The sequence below is a fragment of the Amycolatopsis sp. NPDC102389 genome (assembly GCF_044765885.1).
Taxonomy (GTDB): domain Bacteria; phylum Actinomycetota; class Actinomycetes; order Mycobacteriales; family Pseudonocardiaceae; genus Amycolatopsis.
Map to the genome: position 1 here is coordinate 1 of NZ_JBIWKX010000102.1, position 15,656 is coordinate 15,656.

The 15,656-nt window shown below is 68.5% G+C and carries 15 protein-coding genes; 14 read left to right on the plus strand and 1 reads right to left on the minus strand.

The genetic code is table 11. The annotated features are described in order from the left end of the window. Nucleotides 1-109: 109 nt before the first annotated feature. The 10 genes from ACIRGA_RS39590 to ACIRGA_RS39635 all read left to right on the plus strand — a co-directional run bounded on the left by ACIRGA_RS39590 (nucleotide 110) and on the right by ACIRGA_RS39635 (nucleotide 11,882). Nucleotides 110-1,519 carry an NDP-hexose 2,3-dehydratase family protein gene (locus ACIRGA_RS39590; protein WP_400952191.1) on the plus strand — a complete coding sequence of 470 codons (1,410 nt, stop codon included), beginning with the start codon at nucleotides 110-112 and terminating at the stop codon, nucleotides 1,517-1,519. After that, the gene (locus ACIRGA_RS39595; protein WP_400952195.1) at nucleotides 1,516-2,496 is read left to right on the plus strand and encodes an NAD-dependent epimerase/dehydratase family protein; all 981 of its coding nucleotides are present in this window, start codon (nucleotides 1,516-1,518) and stop codon (nucleotides 2,494-2,496) included. Before ACIRGA_RS39590 ends, ACIRGA_RS39595 begins: the two co-directional genes overlap by 4 nt. Beyond that, nucleotides 2,493-3,602 carry a DegT/DnrJ/EryC1/StrS family aminotransferase gene (locus tag ACIRGA_RS39600; RefSeq protein ID WP_400952198.1) on the plus strand — a complete coding sequence of 370 codons (1,110 nt, stop codon included), beginning with the start codon at nucleotides 2,493-2,495 and terminating at the stop codon, nucleotides 3,600-3,602. The genes ACIRGA_RS39595 and ACIRGA_RS39600 overlap by 4 nt, the downstream gene beginning before the upstream one ends. A gap of 16 nt (nucleotides 3,603-3,618) precedes the next feature. After that, complete coding sequence (locus ACIRGA_RS39605) at nucleotides 3,619-4,236, plus strand: dTDP-4-dehydrorhamnose 3,5-epimerase family protein (RefSeq protein WP_400952201.1); 618 nt, start codon at nucleotides 3,619-3,621, stop codon at nucleotides 4,234-4,236. Between the two features lie 587 nt (nucleotides 4,237-4,823). Then, the gene (locus ACIRGA_RS39610; RefSeq protein WP_400952204.1) at nucleotides 4,824-6,551 is read left to right on the plus strand and encodes an ArnT family glycosyltransferase; all 1,728 of its coding nucleotides are present in this window, start codon (nucleotides 4,824-4,826) and stop codon (nucleotides 6,549-6,551) included. A gap of 313 nt (nucleotides 6,552-6,864) precedes the next feature. Next, nucleotides 6,865-7,965 carry a 3,5-dihydroxyphenylacetyl-CoA synthase DpgA gene (dpgA, locus tag ACIRGA_RS39615; RefSeq protein ID WP_400952207.1) on the plus strand — a complete coding sequence of 367 codons (1,101 nt, stop codon included), beginning with the start codon at nucleotides 6,865-6,867 and terminating at the stop codon, nucleotides 7,963-7,965. Beyond that, nucleotides 7,959-8,621 (plus strand): enoyl-CoA-hydratase DpgB, encoded by a 663-nt coding sequence (gene dpgB, locus ACIRGA_RS39620; RefSeq protein ID WP_400952210.1) that lies wholly within the window; start codon nucleotides 7,959-7,961, stop codon nucleotides 8,619-8,621. The genes dpgA and dpgB overlap by 7 nt, the downstream gene beginning before the upstream one ends. Further along, complete coding sequence (dpgC, locus tag ACIRGA_RS39625) at nucleotides 8,618-9,844, plus strand: (3,5-dihydroxyphenyl)acetyl-CoA 1,2-dioxygenase DpgC (protein WP_400952213.1); 1,227 nt, start codon at nucleotides 8,618-8,620, stop codon at nucleotides 9,842-9,844. Before dpgB ends, dpgC begins: the two co-directional genes overlap by 4 nt. Then, nucleotides 9,841-10,632 (plus strand): enoyl-CoA-hydratase DpgD, encoded by a 792-nt coding sequence (gene dpgD, locus ACIRGA_RS39630; RefSeq protein ID WP_400952215.1) that lies wholly within the window; start codon nucleotides 9,841-9,843, stop codon nucleotides 10,630-10,632. Before dpgC ends, dpgD begins: the two co-directional genes overlap by 4 nt. 173 nt (nucleotides 10,633-10,805) lie before the next feature. Then, nucleotides 10,806-11,882 carry a 3-deoxy-7-phosphoheptulonate synthase gene (locus ACIRGA_RS39635; protein WP_400952218.1) on the plus strand — a complete coding sequence of 359 codons (1,077 nt, stop codon included), beginning with the start codon at nucleotides 10,806-10,808 and terminating at the stop codon, nucleotides 11,880-11,882. 175 nt (nucleotides 11,883-12,057) lie between these two features. Here the strand turns inward: ACIRGA_RS39635 and ACIRGA_RS39640 are convergent, their stop codons facing one another. Further along, nucleotides 12,058-12,459 (minus strand): winged helix-turn-helix transcriptional regulator, encoded by a 402-nt coding sequence (locus ACIRGA_RS39640; RefSeq protein WP_400952220.1) that lies wholly within the window; start codon nucleotides 12,457-12,459, stop codon nucleotides 12,058-12,060. Nucleotides 12,460-12,487: 28 nt separating this feature from the next. Between ACIRGA_RS39640 and ACIRGA_RS39645 the strand changes: the two genes are divergently transcribed. The 4 genes from ACIRGA_RS39645 to ACIRGA_RS39660 all read left to right on the plus strand — a co-directional run bounded on the left by ACIRGA_RS39645 (nucleotide 12,488) and on the right by ACIRGA_RS39660 (nucleotide 15,528). Further along, the gene (locus ACIRGA_RS39645) at nucleotides 12,488-13,054 is read left to right on the plus strand and encodes a hypothetical protein (RefSeq protein ID WP_400952221.1); all 567 of its coding nucleotides are present in this window, start codon (nucleotides 12,488-12,490) and stop codon (nucleotides 13,052-13,054) included. Between the two features lie 421 nt (nucleotides 13,055-13,475). Continuing rightward, the gene (locus ACIRGA_RS39650; protein WP_400952222.1) at nucleotides 13,476-13,790 is read left to right on the plus strand and encodes a hypothetical protein; all 315 of its coding nucleotides are present in this window, start codon (nucleotides 13,476-13,478) and stop codon (nucleotides 13,788-13,790) included. Between the two features lie 34 nt (nucleotides 13,791-13,824). Continuing rightward, nucleotides 13,825-15,039, plus strand: coding sequence for a peptidoglycan-binding protein (locus tag ACIRGA_RS39655; RefSeq protein WP_400952224.1), 1,215 nt, complete (start codon nucleotides 13,825-13,827; stop codon nucleotides 15,037-15,039). A 78-nt stretch (nucleotides 15,040-15,117) separates the two neighbouring features. Then, nucleotides 15,118-15,528 carry a hypothetical protein gene (locus tag ACIRGA_RS39660; RefSeq protein WP_400952226.1) on the plus strand — a complete coding sequence of 137 codons (411 nt, stop codon included), beginning with the start codon at nucleotides 15,118-15,120 and terminating at the stop codon, nucleotides 15,526-15,528. The last annotated feature ends 128 nt before the right edge of the window (nucleotides 15,529-15,656 follow it).

The window sequence follows — 15,656 nt, forward strand, 5'->3', positions numbered from 1 at the left end:
GGCGGGGGCGCGGGCGGGCGCCCTCGGTGCGGGGGGGGGGGGGGGGGGGGGGGGTGGGCAACCCCCCCCCCCCCCCCCCCCCCACCACCCACGAAAGGTGAGGTTCCAGATGCTGCCTCTTGTCGCACCTCGCACGGTGCGCCCGCGTGACGACCGCGACCACGCCGACCGCATCGCCCGGTCGGCCGCGACGACCGACGGTGTGCACCTGCGGACCGAGGACGTCCGCGCCTGGATCGCCGAACGCCGTGAGGCCAACGTCTTCCACGTCGAGCGCATTCCCTTCGCCGATCTCGACCAGTGGCGGTTCGAGGACGTGACCGGCAATCTCGTGCACAGCAGCGGACGGTTCTTCGCCATCGAGGGCCTGCACGTGGTCGAGGCCGACGGCCCCCACGGCGACGGCCCGTACCGCGAATGGCGGCAGCCGGTCATCAAACAGCCCGAGGTGGGCATTCTCGGCATCCTGGCCAAGGAATTCGGCGGTGTCCTGCATTTCCTGATGCAGGCCAAGATGGAGCCGGGGAACCCGAACCTGGTGCAGCTCTCGCCGACCGTGCAGGCCACCCGCAGCAACTACACCAAGGCGCACGGCGGCACCAACGTCAAACTGATCGAGTACTTCGCCCCGCCCGACCCGGAGCGGATCATCGTCGACGTCCTCCAGGCCGAACAGGGTTCGTGGTTCTTCCGCAAGTCCAACCGCAACATGATCGTCGAGACCGTCGACGACGTGCCGATGTGGGACGACTTCTGCTGGCTCACCCTCGGTCAGATCGCGGAGCTGATGCACGAGGACGAGACGATCAACATGAACGCCAGGAGCGTGCTGTCCTGCCTGCCGTACCACGACGACGCTCCCGGCGCGCTGCTCTCCGACATCCAGCTCCTGTCGTGGTTCACGAACGAGCGTTCGCGCCACGACGTCCGCGCGCGGCGCATCCCGCTCACGGACGTGGACGGCTGGAAACAGGGCGTCGAAGCGATCGAGCACGAGGACGGCCGGTACTTCAAGGTCCTCGCGGTCGCGGTCAAGGGCAGCAACCGCGAGAAGATCAGCTGGACCCAGCCGCTGCTGGAATCCGTCGGCACGGGGGTCGTCGCGTTCCTCGTGCGCGAGATCGGCGGCGTGCCGCACGTCCTGGTGCACGCCCGCGCCGACGGCGGTTTCCTGGACACGGTCGAGCTGGCGCCGACCGTCCAGTGCACGCCCCACAACTACGCGCACCTGCCCGCGGAGAGCCGCCCGCCCTTCCTCGACTTCGTCCTCAACGCGCCGCGGTCGCGGATCCGTTACGAGGCGGTCCATTCCGAGGAGGGTGGCCGCTTCCTCAACGTCAGGGCGCGCTACCTCGCGATCGAGGCGGACGACACGGCCGAGCTCCCGCCCGGCTACGCCTGGGTGACACCGGCCCAGCTCACGACGCTCACCCGGCACGGGCATTACGTCAACGTCGAAGCCCGCACCCTGCTCGCCTGTATCAACGCCGCGACGGCACAGCCGCAAGGAGAGGTATGACCAAGCAGATCACCGTCCTCGGGGCGTCGGGCTTCGTGGGCTCGGCCGTCACGCGTGCGCTGGCGCGGCAACCGGTCCGGTTGCGAGCGGTGTCACGCCGAAACCTCGCGCCCCCGTCCGGTCAAGCCGAAACGACCGTCGTCACCGCCGATCTCACCGACCGGGCCGCCTTGGCCGACGCGGTCGCGGGCTCGGACGCGATCGTGTACCTGCTGCTGGCGGACGGCGGCTGGCGCGTGGCCGAGACCGAAGAAGCCGAACGCGTGAACCTGGGTGTGATGCGCGATCTCGTCGACGTAATCGGTGCTGCCGGCGGCGAGCCTCCGCTGGTGATCTACGGCGGTGCCGCGTCGCAGGTCGGTGTGCCGCCCCGGGAACCGATCGACGGCAGCGAGCCCGACGAGCCGGGAACCCCGTACGACAAGCAAAAGCTGGCGGCGGAGCAGGTCCTCAAGAAGGCCACGGCCGACGGCCTCGTGCGCGGGATCAGCCTGCGGCTGCCCACGGTGTTCGGCGAAAACCCGGCTGAGGGCGCGAATCTCGACCGAGGTGTCGTGTCCGCCATGGCGCGGCGGGCGCTCGACGGCCAGGACCTCACCATCTGGGGCGACGGCACCGTGCGACGTGACCTCGTCCATGTCGAGGACATCGCGGCGGCGTTCACCGCGGCGCTGGCCGCCCCGGACGCGCTGGTCGGCGGCCACTGGCTGCTCGGCGCCGGCCGCGGAGACCAGCTCGCCGACGTCTTCCGGCTCGTGGCCAAAGAGATGGCCGACCACACCGGACGGAGCCCGGTGGACGTGACCTGTGTGGAACCCCCGTCCCACGCACCGGCGACGGATCTTCGCAGCGTCACCATCGATTCCACGCCGTTCCGGGCGATCACCGGCTGGCGTCCGGAGATCTCACTGCCCGAAGGAGTGCGTCGCACCGTCGCCGCGCTGACCACCCCAGTTCACGGAAAGGCTCGCACATGACCACGCGCGTATGGGACTACCTCGCCGAATACGAGACCGAACGGGAAGACCTGCTCGACGCGGTCGAGACGGTGTTCAACTCGGGGCAGCTCGTGCTCGGCGCGAGCCTGCGCGGTTTCGAAACGGAATTCGCCGCGTACCACGGAATCGGCCACTGTGTCGGTCTCGACAACGGCACGAACGCGATCAAGCTCGGCCTCCAGGCGCTCGGCGTCGGGCCGGGCGACGAGGTGATCACGGTGTCGAACACCGCCGCCCCGACCGTGGTCGCCATCGACGGCACGGGTGCCACCCCGGTCTTCGTCGACGTCCGCGAGGACGACTTCCTGATGGACACCGGCCAGGTCGAGGCCGCGATCACCGAGCGCACCAAATGCCTGCTGCCCGTCCACCTGTACGGCCAGTGCGCGGACATGGCCCCGCTGAAGGAGCTCGCCGCGAAGCACGGACTGTCCATTTTGGAGGATTGTGCGCAGGCGCACGGGGCGCGGCAGCACGGCACGATCGCGGGCACGACCGGCGACGCGGCCGCGTTCTCCTTCTATCCCACCAAGGTGCTCGGCGCGTACGGCGACGGCGGCGCGGCGATCACGTCCGACGAAACGGTGGCCGCGAAGCTGCGCCGGTTGCGGTACTACGGCATGGAAGAGCGCTACTACACGGTCGAGACGCCCGCCCACAACAGCCGGTTGGACGAGGTCCAGGCCGAGATCCTGCGGCGCAAGCTCAAACGGCTCGACGCCTACACCGCGGGCCGCCGGGCGGTCGCGCAGCGCTATGTCGACGGCCTCGGCGACACCGAGCTGAAACTGCCGAAGACCGTTCCTGGCAACGAGCACGTGTACTACGTGTACGTCGTGCGGCACCCGCGTCGTGACGAGATCCTCGAACGCCTCAAGGCCTACGACATCCACCTGAACATCAGCTACCCGTGGCCGGTGCACACGATGACCGGATTCGCCCACCTCGGGTACGAGAAGGGTTCGCTCCCGGTCACCGAGAAGCTGGCCGGCGAGATCTTCTCGCTGCCGATGTACCCCGCGCTCTCGCCCGACCTGCAGGACAAGGTCGTCCACGCGGTCCGCGAAGTGCTGTCCACCCTCTGACCTCAGGAGCAAAACCGTGCAAGCACGCAAACTCGCCGTCGAAGGCGCGATCGAGTTCACTCCGCGCGTCTTCCCCGACGACCGGGGCCTGTTCGTGTCGCCGTTCCAGGAAGAGGCCTTCGCCGAAGCCCACGGCAGCCCGCTCTTCCCGGTGGCGCAGACGAACCACAGCATGTCCAAACGCGGTGTGGTGCGGGGAATCCACTACACCGTGACGCCGCCGGGCATCGCGAAGTACGTCTACTGTGCCCGCGGCAGGGCGCTGGACATCGTGGTGGACATCCGGGTCGGCTCGCCCACGTTCGGGAAATGGGACGCGGTCCTGATGGACCAGCAGGACTTCCGGACGATGTACTTCCCGGTCGGTGTCGGCCACGCCTTCGTGGCGCTCGAAGACGACACCGTCATGTCATACATGCTTTCCGCGGGCTACGTGGCGCAGAACGAACTCGCCCTTTCGGCCCTGGATCCCGCGCTGGGCCTGCCGGTCGCCACCGAGGTCGAGCCGACCCTGTCCGAACGCGACCAGGCCGCCATCACGCTCGCCGAGGCGGAGCGGCAGGGGCTGCTCCCCGACTACGCCACCAGCGTGGAACTCGAGCGCCAGCTGTCCGGAGTTTCGCTCTCCGCCTGACTTTTCTGCTGGAGCGCACCGGTTGGGGAGTGCTCCCAAGGGGACACTTTTCGAGTTGCAAGTGTCCGGTTTGGGTAGTCTGCACGCTTTCGCAAGGAGGTCGTGAGTGGCAAGTGGGGTTCTAACGACACTTGCCACTCACGACCCCACGGAAAACCGGTCATGCGAGCACCAAACGGGCATTTATTTGAGGGGTAAGGCAAACGTGTCCGGTGAGATGGGCGGTCCGCTCGTGACCTGTCGGACTTCGTGTCGCGAAAGCCACTTTCGGGACATCAGACGTCGCGAAAGTGGCTTTCGCGACACGCCACATTTGCCTTGCCCCTCAATAACCCGAAACGCCAATCACGACCCCATGCAGACTTACAGGACACGACCTAAGGCGCAGTTGGCTCGCTCGGAAACACCACCATCGACAAATCTTCACTGACAGCACCTCGCCGACGAGGGCCATCACGGAACCCGACACGGCGTCGCCCACCGGCGGCGCCGACCGTGATGGTCCTCGTCGGCGCGGGAGCGTGACCGGGTAATCGATATCCAGGGCGGGCCGGGCGCACCGGTCCGCCGGGGGAAGGACGCCGAACTTGACGACCGATGGCCTACGGCAGTCATTGGACCCTTCGAACGAGAACGCATTCCTCGGCTGGGTGCGAAGGCACCAGCGGTGGTTGTACGCGGGCGTGGTGATCGCCCTGCTCACGCAAATGGCGATCGTGATGATCACGACGGCGGTGGAACAGTCCCCGACCATCGATGAGCCGGTCTACGTCGGCACCGCGGTGGTCTACCTCGAAGAGCACAGCCTGCGGTACAACCCCGAGCATCCACCGCTGGGCAAGCTGATCATCGCGGCCGGGGTGGCCTTCACCGATCCGAAGATCACCCCGGGCTTCGCCGGCCACGAGTGGGAACTCGGCAAGCACGTGGTCTACGAAGCGGGCAACGATCCGGACCGGCTGATGCTGTTCGCCCGGCTCCCGGTCATCCTGCTGACGCTGTTGTTCGGGCTGGTCGTCTTCGCGTTCGCCTCCGATCTGGCCGGCCGCGCCGGCGGGCTGCTGGCACTCACCCTGTTCACGTTCTCGCCCGACGTCATCGCACACGGCTCGCTGGCGACGCTCGACGTGCCGGTGGCCGGTTTCCTGCTGACGTCGGTCTGGCTGGTGTGGCGTGCCCGGCGCCGTCCCGGTCTCTATCTCCCGCTCGCCGGACTCGCCCTCGGCGCGGCTACGGCCACGAAAGTGCTTTCCCTGGTGGCGGTTCCGGTGCTGATCCCGCTGGCCGTGCTGTCCGTCTGGCACGCCCGCCGCGCCCGCGGGCTCGACCTGAAGAGCCCGGCCTTGCTCATCGGACGCGGTGTGCTGGCGGGGACCGGGATGGCGGTGATCGCGATCGCCGTGGTGTGGGTTTCGTACCTCGTCGTGGATCCGAGCCTGCACTGGGAGACGCCGTCGGGGATGCAGCCCCTGCACGGGATGCGGACCCTCGTCGACTGGCTGCCGTTCCCTCGGCCGTTGCGGGACGGTATGCGCTTCCAGTTCGAACTCGAAGACCATGTGTGGCACAACTTCCTGTTCGGCAGGCACTACACGGGCTCGCTCTGGTACTACGGTCCGGCCGCGCTGCTGGTGAAGACACCGTTGGGAGCGCTGGCGATCTGGCTGGCGGGCGCCGCCGTGCTGCTGTCGGTCCGGCGCCTGCGCCCGGCGGCGCCGTACGTGCTCGTCCCGACGGCCTTGCTGATGGCCACGGCCATGGTCATCGTCCGCGACAACGGCGTGCGGTACCTGGCCTTCGCGCCGATGTTCCTGGCCGTCGCCGCGGCCGCGGTGCTCGTCGTGCGACGGTGGTGGGTGAAGGTGGCCGCGGTGGTCGTGGTGGCCTTCGCCGCGGTCAGCTCGCTGATGACATTCCCGTACTACCTCCCGTACTCCAACGAGGCGTTCGGCGGCCCGGAGAACACGCACCGGTACCTGCTGGACTCGAACGTCGACTGGGGGCAGGATCTGGGCCGCCTGGCGGATCGCTTGAAGCAGGACTACGCGGGCGAGTGGACCTGGCTCGTCTACCAGGGGAGTGGTCTGCCGTCCTACTACGGCATCGATGCCGCCGACCCGCTCACGGTGCCCGCGGACCAGGTGCACGGCGTGCTCGCCGTGTCGGATTCCGCGGTCCTCGGTGCCTTCGCCGACCCGATGGGCGGGGGCGGTACCGGTGGAGGCGGCGCCACCGGCGACCTCGACGCGCTGATCGCCGGCAGTACACCGATCGAGAGAGTGGGCCATTCCATGACGATCTACCGCCGCCCGTGAGTGCTCGGCCGGCCGCCCGCCACCTGCCACCTGTCGCGTGTCGCGAAAGCCACTTTCGCGACATGCGATGTCCTGAAAGTGGCTTTCGCGACACGGCTTGCCCGCGCGTCCGGTCCATTGAGGACAGTCGTATGTCCTGAAAGTGGCTGTCGCATGTCTCACCGGTCCCGAATTGGACGCGTTGACCATCGAGATCGGCGAAGCCTAATTTCGGAATTGTCCGCTGAGATCCGCGAAAGGTGAGACCAATGCCCGCTGCGCAGTTCAAGCAGCTGCTTCGTAGCAAGCTCAGAACATGGGGGTGGATGTACCGATGACGGCCATCATCGAACCGGCCGAGGATCTTTCCGTCCTCACCGGACTCACCGAGATCACCAGATTCGCCGGCGTGGGCACCGCGGTGTCCGAGTCGTCCTACTCGCAGTCCGAACTTCTCGAAATCCTCGACATCGAGGACCCGAAGATCCGCTCTGTCTTCCTGAACAGCGCCATCGACCGGCGTTTCCTCACCCTGCCGCCGGAGGGTGCCGGCGGCGGACGCGCGACCGAACCGCAGGGCGACCTCCTCGACAAGCACAAGAAGGTCGCCGTCGACATGGGTTGCCGGGCCTTGGAAGCCTGCCTGAAGTCGGCGGGGGCGACGCTTTCGGATCTGCGTCACCTGTGCTGTGTCACCTCGACCGGGTTCCTGACCCCCGGCCTGAGCGCGCTCATCATCCGGGAACTGGGCATCGACCCGCATTGCAGCCGTTCGGACATCGTGGGGATGGGCTGCAACGCCGGTCTCAACGCGCTCAACGTGGTGTCGGGCTGGTCCGCGGCGCACCCCGGCGAACTCGGCGTCGTCCTGTGCAGCGAAGCGTGTTCCGCCGCCTACGCGCTGGACGGCACGATGCGGACCGCGGTGGTCAACAGTCTTTTCGGCGACGGATCCGCGGCGCTCGCGCTCGTTTCCGGTGACGGGCGGGTGCCGGGTCCGCGCGTCCTGAAATTCGCCAGTTACATCATCACCGGCGCGCTCGACGCGATGCGCTACGACTGGGACCGTGACCAGGACCGGTTCAGTTTCTTCCTCGACCCGCAGATCCCCTACGTGGTCGGCGCGCACGCCGAAATCGTCATCGACCGGCTGTTGTCCGGAACGGGCCTGCGCCGCAACGACATCGGCCACTGGCTGGTGCATTCCGGCGGGAAGAAGGTGATCGACGCCGTCGTCGTCAACCTCGGCCTGAGCCGGTACGACGTCCGGCACACCACCGGCGTGCTCCGCGACTACGGGAACCTCTCCAGCGGCTCCTTCCTCTTCTCCTACGAGCGGCTCGCCGACGAAGACGTCGCCCGCCCGGGGGACTACGGCGTGCTCATGACCATGGGGCCTGGCTCCACAATCGAAATGGCGCTTATTCAATGGTGACGCGTAACGAAATCAAGAGCGAACTGGTGCTGCGCTTCGACGGATCCCGTCCGCTGTCCGCCGCGATCGTCGAGGAGATCGACGCGCTGTGCGATCGCGCCGAGGACCAGCGTGAACCGGGACCGGTCACCGTCCACGTCACGGGCGCCCCGCCCGCGGACTGGGCGAAGGGACTGGCGGTCGGCCTGGTGTCCAAATGGGAGCGCGTCGTGCGCCGGTTCGAGCGCCTCGGCAGGCTCACCGCCGCGGTGGCGTCGGGCGAATGCGCCGGCACGGCACTGGATCTCCTCCTCGCCGCCGACATCCGGATCGCCGAACCGGGGACCATGTTGCAGCTCGCGTCGGCCGGCGGGGGCACCTGGCCGGGAATGACCGTGTACCGCCTCACCAAACAGGCCGGAGCGGCGGGCATCCGCCGGGCCGTGCTGCTCGGGGCCCCGATCGGGACGGAGCGCGCGCTCGCCCTCGACCTGATCGACGAGGTGTCCGAGGATCCGGCGAAGACGCTGGCCGAGCTGGACGGCGTCATGGACGGCGCCGAGACGGCGATCCGGCGGCAGCTGATCTTCGAAGCCGGCTCGATCACCTTCGAGGAGGCGCTCGGTTCCCACCTGGCCGCGGCGGACCGGGCCCTGCGGCGGGAAGCCAAGCCGTGACGACGGATCAAAGCGCTCTTTCGCCAGGGCTCGACCTCCGGGCCCTGGCGGGGGAGGCCCACCGGGTCGACGACGAAGTCCGGGCGATGCGCGCGGACTTCGTCGAGGCGCACGCCGAAGAGATCTACGCCGAACTCACCGACGGCCGGACGCGGTATCTCCGGATCGACGAACTCGTCCGGGCCGCCGCGCTCGCCTTTCCCGGTCTGGTGCCGTCCGAGGAGCAGATGGCGGCCGAGCGTTCGCGGCCGCAGGCGGAGAAGGAAGGGCGCGAGATCGACCAGGGTCTCTTCCTGCGCGGGATCCTGCGCGCGCCGAAGGCCGGCCCGCATCTGCTCGACGCCATGCTCCGGCCCACCGCCCGGGCCCAGCGGCTGCTGCCCGAGTTCCTCGAGACGGGGCTCGTGCAGATGGAGGCCGTCCGGCTGGAGCGCCGGGACGGCGTCGCGCACTTGACCCTGTGCCGGGACGACTGCCTGAACGCCGAGGACGCCCAGCAGGTCGACGACATGGAGACCGCGGTCGATCTGGCGTTGCTCGACCCGTCCGTCCGGGTGGGACTGCTGCGGGGCGGGGTGATGAGTCATCCCCGCTACCTGGGGCGTCGCGTGTTCTGCGCGGGGATCAACCTCAAGAAGCTCAGCTCCGGCGACATCCCGCTCGTGGATTTCCTGCTGCGGCGGGAAACGGGCTATATCCAGAAGATCTTCCGCGGTCTGCTGACGGACGATTCCTGGCATTCCCGGTTCACCGACAAACCCTGGATGGCGGCCGTCGATTCCTTCGCCATCGGCGGTGGGACCCAGCTGCTTCTGGTCTTCGACCACGTGCTGGCGGCCTCCGACGCGTACCTCAGCCTCCCCGCGGCGAAGGAGGGGATCATCCCCGGCGCGTCGAATTTCCGGCTTTCGCGGATCGCCGGGCCGCGCGTGGCCCGGCAGGTGATCCTCGGCGGCCGCAAGCTGCGGGCGGACGAGCCGGACGCCCGGTCGATCGTCGACGAGGTCGTCCCGCCGGAGGAGATGGACGCGGCGATCGACAGTGCGCTGGCGCGGCTCGACGGGGAAGCCGTGGTCGCCAACCGGCGCATGGTGAACCTCGCCGAGGAACCACCGGAGGAATTTCGCCGGTACATCGCCGAATTCGCGCTGCAGCAGGCGTTGCGCATCTACGGCGCGGACGTGATCGGCAAGGTGGACGGCTTCGCGGTGGGCTCGCGATGAACGGGGTCCGGTACGAGAAGAAGGACCACGTCGCCTACGTGACGATGGACCGGCCCGAAGCGCTGAACGCGATGGACCGGCGGATGCACGCGGAACTAGCCGGGATCTGGGACGACGTCGAAGCCGACGACGACGTCAGGGCGGTGGTCCTGACCGGTGCGGGTGATCGCGCGTTCTCCGTCGGGCAGGACCTCAAGGAACGCGCGCGGCTGACCGAGGAAGGCGTCGAGGCGTCGACGTTCGGCAGCAGCGGTCAGCCCGGTCATCCCCGGCTGACCGACCGGTTCACCCTGTCCAAACCGGTGGTCGCCCGCGTGCACGGCTACGCGCTGGGTGGCGGCTTCGAACTCGTGCTCGCGTGCGACATCGTCGTGGCTTCCGACGAGGCGGTCTTCGGCTTGCCGGAGGTCCGTCTCGGGCTGATCGCCGGGGCGGGCGGGGTGTTCCGGTTGCCGCGGCAGCTGCCGCAGAAAGTGGCGATGGGATATCTGCTGACCGGGCGCAGAATGGACGCGGCGACGGCGCTTCACCACGGTCTGGTCAACGAGGTCGTGCCGTTCGCGGAATTGGACCGCCGCGTCGCCGAATGGACGGACGACCTGGTGCGTGCCGCTCCGCTTTCGGTCCGGGCGATCAAGGAGGCAGCGCTGCGCTCGCTCGATCTCCCGCTCGAAGAAGCGTTCAAAACCTCGTATCCGTGGGAAGAACGGCGACGGACGAGCGCGGACGCGAGCGAAGGAGCCCGTGCCTTCGCCGAGAAACGGGACCCGGTCTGGACCGGCCGCTGAATTCGGGTTGGACCATTGTTCCCGGTGGCGAATGGTGGAAGATTCCGGGGTAAGAGAATTCTCGCTCGAGTAAATGCCGGGCTTGCTTCTTCGTTCACCCGAGACCGCCGTCCTGGTGCGGGAAACCCCGGCTTTCCCGCATCCGGTGCAGGCAGAAACCTTGGATATCTGTGATGACAACCATCGCCACGGTCGAACTCGACAACCAGCGCATCGACCGGATGGTCCCGCTGGTCACGCCCGCCCTGCTGCACCACGAACTGCCGCTCGGCGCCAACGCGGCCGACACGGTGCGCCACGGCAGGGAAAACGTGCTCCGCGTCCTCGACGGCACGGACGACAGGCTGCTCGTGATCGCCGGGCCCTGTTCCATCCACGATCCCGCCGCGGCACTCGAATACGCCGACCGGCTCGCCGCCCTCGCCGGCCGCTTCTCCGACGAGCTCCTGATCATCATGCGCGTGTACTTCGAAAAGCCCCGCACGGTCGGCGGCTGGAAGGGACTCATCAACGATCCGCACCTCGACGGCACCGGCGACGTCAACCGCGGGCTGCGCATCGCCAGGGACCTGCTCCTCGAACTCGCCGAGGGCGGCCTGCCCGCCGCGTGCGAATGGCTCGACACCACCATCCCGGCGTACCTCGCCGACACCGTCTCGTGGGGCGCGATCGGCGCGCGCACCGTGGAAAGCCAGAACCACCGCATGCTGGCCAGCGGCCTGTCCATGCCGGTCGGCTTCAAGAACCGCCGCGACGGCGACGTCACCGTCGCGGTCGACGCGATCCGCGCCGCCGAAGCCCGGCACGTCGTCCCCGGCGTCGACCCCAGCGGCCTGCCCGCGATCCTGCACACCGTCGGCAACCCGGACTGTCACCTCGTCCTGCGCGGCGGCAACAGCGCGCCGAACCACAACCCGGCGTCCGTCCGCGCGGCGCTCACCACCCTCCAGAACGCGGGACTGCCGCGTCGCGTCGTGATCGACGCCAGCCACGACAACAGCCGCAAGGACCATCTCCGGCAGGCCGTCGTCGCGGGCCAGATCGCCGAACAGATCAAGAACGGTCAGCGCGGCATCGTCGGCGTCATGCTCGAATCCAACCTCCAGGCGGGCCGCCAGGACCTCCACCCCGACCGGCCGCTCACCTACGGTCAGTCCATCACGGACGCCTGCATCGACATCGCCGCCACTCAGGAGGTGCTCCAGACCCTCGCCACGGCCACCGCCGCCCGCCGCTCCGGGGTGCGGTGAATCGGAGCTGTCGTGCAGCCGGTGCGTGTCGCGGAAAGCACCATGTCGGACGCTGATTTTACCCAACTTGGGTTTGGGGCCCCACACACCCGTGTCGCCCGATTTGTTCCCCATATTTTGGCCCCCCCCCCACACCTGGGTGCGGAGACCGCCGGTAGGACTCACCGGACACCGCCTAGCCGAGCGACTCGGTACAGCTCATCGCCGCGTTCGGCGCGGCATCGCCCCGGGTGCGTTCGAGATGTGCCTCGCCCCAGACCCGGACCTCCTCGACCACGGGCAGGACCGTGGCGCCGTAGGGAGTGAGCCGGTAGATGACGCGCGCCGGGACCGGCCCGGTCACCACGCGTTCGACGAGTCCGTCGGCCTCGAGTTCGCGCAGCTGCTCGGCGAGCACCTTGGGCGTGATGGGGGCGCCCCGGCGGCGAAGGCCGGCGAAATGCGACTCGCCGTGGGCGAGCCAGTACAGCAGCGTCAGTTTCCATTTCCCGCCGATCGCGGCGAACGCCGCGGCCATCGGGCAGCCGGGCAGCGGGTTGGGGCGCGGGAGGTTACCCAGAGGTGCCTTCTTGTCCATGGCCGTCCTCCGCTCGGATAGTCGGACCATGACCGTGCCATACAAACGAATCCTCACAGTGGGCCTTTCGGCCCTGATGCTGGTCGCGACGGCGGCGTCGGGCGACGCTTCCACCTCGGGCACCGATCCCCAGCGGGCGTTCGACTGGGAGATCGGCACCTGGCGCTCCACGGTGCGGGTGCTCGCCGAGCCGCTTTCGGAATCGGCGGACCAGTGGCTCCAGTTCGACGGCACCAGCACCGTCCGCCCGCTCATGGAACGGCGGGCGAACGCCCTCGAGTTCGAGGTCTCGGGTCCCGACGGGCGCATCGACGCGCTCAACCTGCGGCTGTACGAACCGCAGGCGCAGCGGTGGAGCCTGACCTTCGTCAACATGCGCGACGGTCTGCTCACCCCGGCGGTCTACGGCGGCTTCCGTGACGGCGTCGGCGAGTTCCACGGTGACGACCAGCTCGGTGGCCGTCCGATCAAGGTGCGTTTCCTCGTCTTCCGGCAAGGCCCGGACGACGCGCGTTTCGAGCAGGCGTTCTCGGCGGACGGCGGGACGACCTGGGAAACGAACTGGGTCGCCGCGGACCACCGGATCCGCAAGTGAGGCTTCGGTACCGCGGGTCGTGAGTACCTGCTGAATGGCGGCCAGGTGGTCGCGGGTCCGTGAAGGCCTCCTTGCCTACCCTGAAGGTAGGGAAGGAGGCCTTCACGGACTACGCGATCGCCGTTTCCGTGATCGCGCCCCCCCCGACCGGGTGAGAATGGCCGCTTCAGGTGGCCGAGGCCTGGTCGCGCAGCGCGACATCGATCTCGGCGGGTGCCGAGAGGGTAAGATCTTCTCGCCGAGGACGCCGCTGAAATCTTCCGGGAACCAACGCGCGACCGGATGCGTCGGTGTACACGAACGGCGTCATCGCGTTTCGGGAAACGGTGCGCACGCGTGGGTGTGAACTCATAGGGTGCGCGGTAGAGCAGTGTGGGTCAAGCAAGCACGGGCGCAGGCGCCGGGACTGGAAGGATCATCCATGACTCGCCGATTCGATCCAGAGCAGATCGCCGCGCTGGCCAAGAAGGTCGGCGGGCTCAAGGACGGCTACAGCGGTACGGGCAAGGACCTTGGCGACGGCGATCCCGGAGGCGCCTTCGGCGACCTGAAGAACGCGGCCAGCACGGGGACCACGATGAAGGGGTTCCACCGCGGGGTGAACGCCGAGCTGGCGGCCGCCGCGAAGCTCGTCGACGCCGCGTCGAACGCGTTGGCCAACGCAGCGCAGCGGATGCGTAACGACGAAGCCGCGGGTGTCGACACCCTCCGCGGCCACGGCCGCGAGCGGGATTGATCGGACTGAAGACGGGAACCAGGGGGATTTACCGATGACCACCGCGGAGCGGAATCCGAGCACGCTCGACGACCCGTCGCACGACCGTCCGAAGTCGCTGGACGCCATCGACAAACACGCCCAGGCGACGCAGAAGCTCGATTCGAGCGCGGTCAACGACCAGGCCAGGAAGGTCGGCGGAGCCGCCACCAGGGCCAACGACCTCGGCGACGATCTCAAGGTCTTCCGCGAGGACGTCCTGCGCCACTGGGAGGGCAAGGACGCCGACGCCGTCGCCGACCATCTCGAAAAGCTCGGCAAGGCCAGCTACAAGGTCAGCGACAAGGCCGAGGCGGCCAAGAACATCCTTCAGCGGGTGTCCGAGATCATGGACGACGTCAAGAAGAAGGTCGCACAGCTCGCCCAGGAAGCCAACGACAAGGACGCGGACAACCGCAAGCTGATCGACTCGGCCCGCCGCCGGAAGAACAGCTCCGAGGACGACAACGAGATCGCCGCCGCCGCGTCGGATATCGAGCGGCTCCGGCAGCTCAACGAAAAAGACTCGAACGGCAAGAAGGACGAGATCGAAAAGGCGCTGGACGACGCCGAGAAGCAGATCGACGATCTCCTCAAGCCGCTCGGCCTGGAGATCGAAGGCGGTTTCCTCGAGCTGATCCCCGCCGACGACGGCCAGACCACGGCGTCGAGTGTCCACGCCAAGCCGGTCGACTCCAACCTGAGCGGCCCGCCCAGCCACGGCGGGGGCGACGGCGGCGGTGGTGGCGGAGGCGGCGGCGGTGGCGGTGGCGGCCCCGCCGGGGTGCAGGGCGACGGCAGGCCCGCCAAGCCGATCGACGCCCGGGGCGACAACCCGGCGAAGATCGCCGAGAAGTTCCTCGGCCGCAACGCCGGCGACCTCAAGGGCAGCGGTGAGCTGCCCGCCATGCAGTCGTGGGTGCCCAACAACGTCAACTGCGCGAACTTCGTTTCCGGCTGTCTCGAGGCGGCGGGCCTGATCGACAAGGGCCAGGCCAGTGCCTCGGTCGCCGGTCTGTCGGCCAACCTCGAAGCGGACGGCTGGCGGTCGGTGCCGCTCTCCGAGGCGAAACCCGGCGACGTGGTGATCTCGAACAACGGCGGGCACGTCGTGTTGTACGCGGGCGATGGCCAGTTCATCGGCTCGAACAACATCAACCCCGACGGTTCGCAGAAGATCAGCATGGGCGGCGGTGGCGGCCTCGTGAAGATCCTCACCCCGCCGACCTGATCCGACCCAACGCCGTAGCAGCACCGGGCAGGCGGACGCGGTCGATCGCGTCCCTGCCCGCCAGTGGGAGGTAGCTCGATGTACACCCCGTCCGCACGACCCGTCCCGGTGTCGCTGAACCCCGGCGACCCGGTCCGGGAAGCGGTACTCCAGGCCGCCACCGCCCGGCTCGACCAGGAGTTCGGCGACCAGGTCCAGGTGGCCGTGGAACAGCTCGACCGGCTCGGCCCCTGGGTGTTCCTGCAGGGCACGATGCGCGGCACCGAAGCCGGTCGTCCGTACTACGCCGGCACCATCTACGAGAACCGGCGGGCCGACGGCGTCATGTCCGACGTCTACGTCGCCCTGCTCAAGAAGAAGAGCGAAACGAACGTCGACGACGACGCGCGGTCCTGGCGGGTGGCCAACTGCGCCATCGGCCCGACCGACGTCGCCTGGCTGACCTGGCCGGACGAGCACGAAGTACCGCAGGAGCTCTTCGGCTTCTGACCCGTGGCGCGGCCGGTGGTCGTGGGTGGGGGGGTGGGGGTGAAACAAAAAAACACACACACAACGCCCCGGCCCCAACCCCAGGGGGGGGGGGGCCCCCGGGGGGGGGGGGCCACCCCGGGGGACCA

Bases quoted from the DNA above. Each gene is read 5' to 3' on its own strand.
- ACIRGA_RS39635 (WP_400952218.1), top strand. From the start codon at position 10,806: ATGACAACCATCGCCACGGTCGAACTCGACAACCAGCGCATCGACCGG.
- ACIRGA_RS39645 (WP_400952221.1), top strand. From the start codon at position 12,488: ATGACCGTGCCATACAAACGAATCCTCACAGTGGGCCTTTCGGCCCTG.
- ACIRGA_RS39640 (WP_400952220.1), bottom strand. From the start codon at position 12,459: ATGGACAAGAAGGCACCTCTGGGTAACCTCCCGCGCCCCAACCCGCTG.
- dpgB (WP_400952210.1), top strand. From the start codon at position 7,959: ATGGTGACGCGTAACGAAATCAAGAGCGAACTGGTGCTGCGCTTCGAC.
- ACIRGA_RS39655 (WP_400952224.1), top strand. From the start codon at position 13,825: ATGACCACCGCGGAGCGGAATCCGAGCACGCTCGACGACCCGTCGCAC.
- ACIRGA_RS39660 (WP_400952226.1), top strand. From the start codon at position 15,118: ATGTACACCCCGTCCGCACGACCCGTCCCGGTGTCGCTGAACCCCGGC.
- ACIRGA_RS39600 (WP_400952198.1), top strand. From the start codon at position 2,493: ATGACCACGCGCGTATGGGACTACCTCGCCGAATACGAGACCGAACGG.
- ACIRGA_RS39650 (WP_400952222.1), top strand. From the start codon at position 13,476: ATGACTCGCCGATTCGATCCAGAGCAGATCGCCGCGCTGGCCAAGAAG.
- dpgA (WP_400952207.1), top strand. From the start codon at position 6,865: ATGACGGCCATCATCGAACCGGCCGAGGATCTTTCCGTCCTCACCGGA.
- ACIRGA_RS39590 (WP_400952191.1), top strand. From the start codon at position 110: ATGCTGCCTCTTGTCGCACCTCGCACGGTGCGCCCGCGTGACGACCGC.
- dpgD (WP_400952215.1), top strand. From the start codon at position 9,841: ATGAACGGGGTCCGGTACGAGAAGAAGGACCACGTCGCCTACGTGACG.
- ACIRGA_RS39595 (WP_400952195.1), top strand. From the start codon at position 1,516: ATGACCAAGCAGATCACCGTCCTCGGGGCGTCGGGCTTCGTGGGCTCG.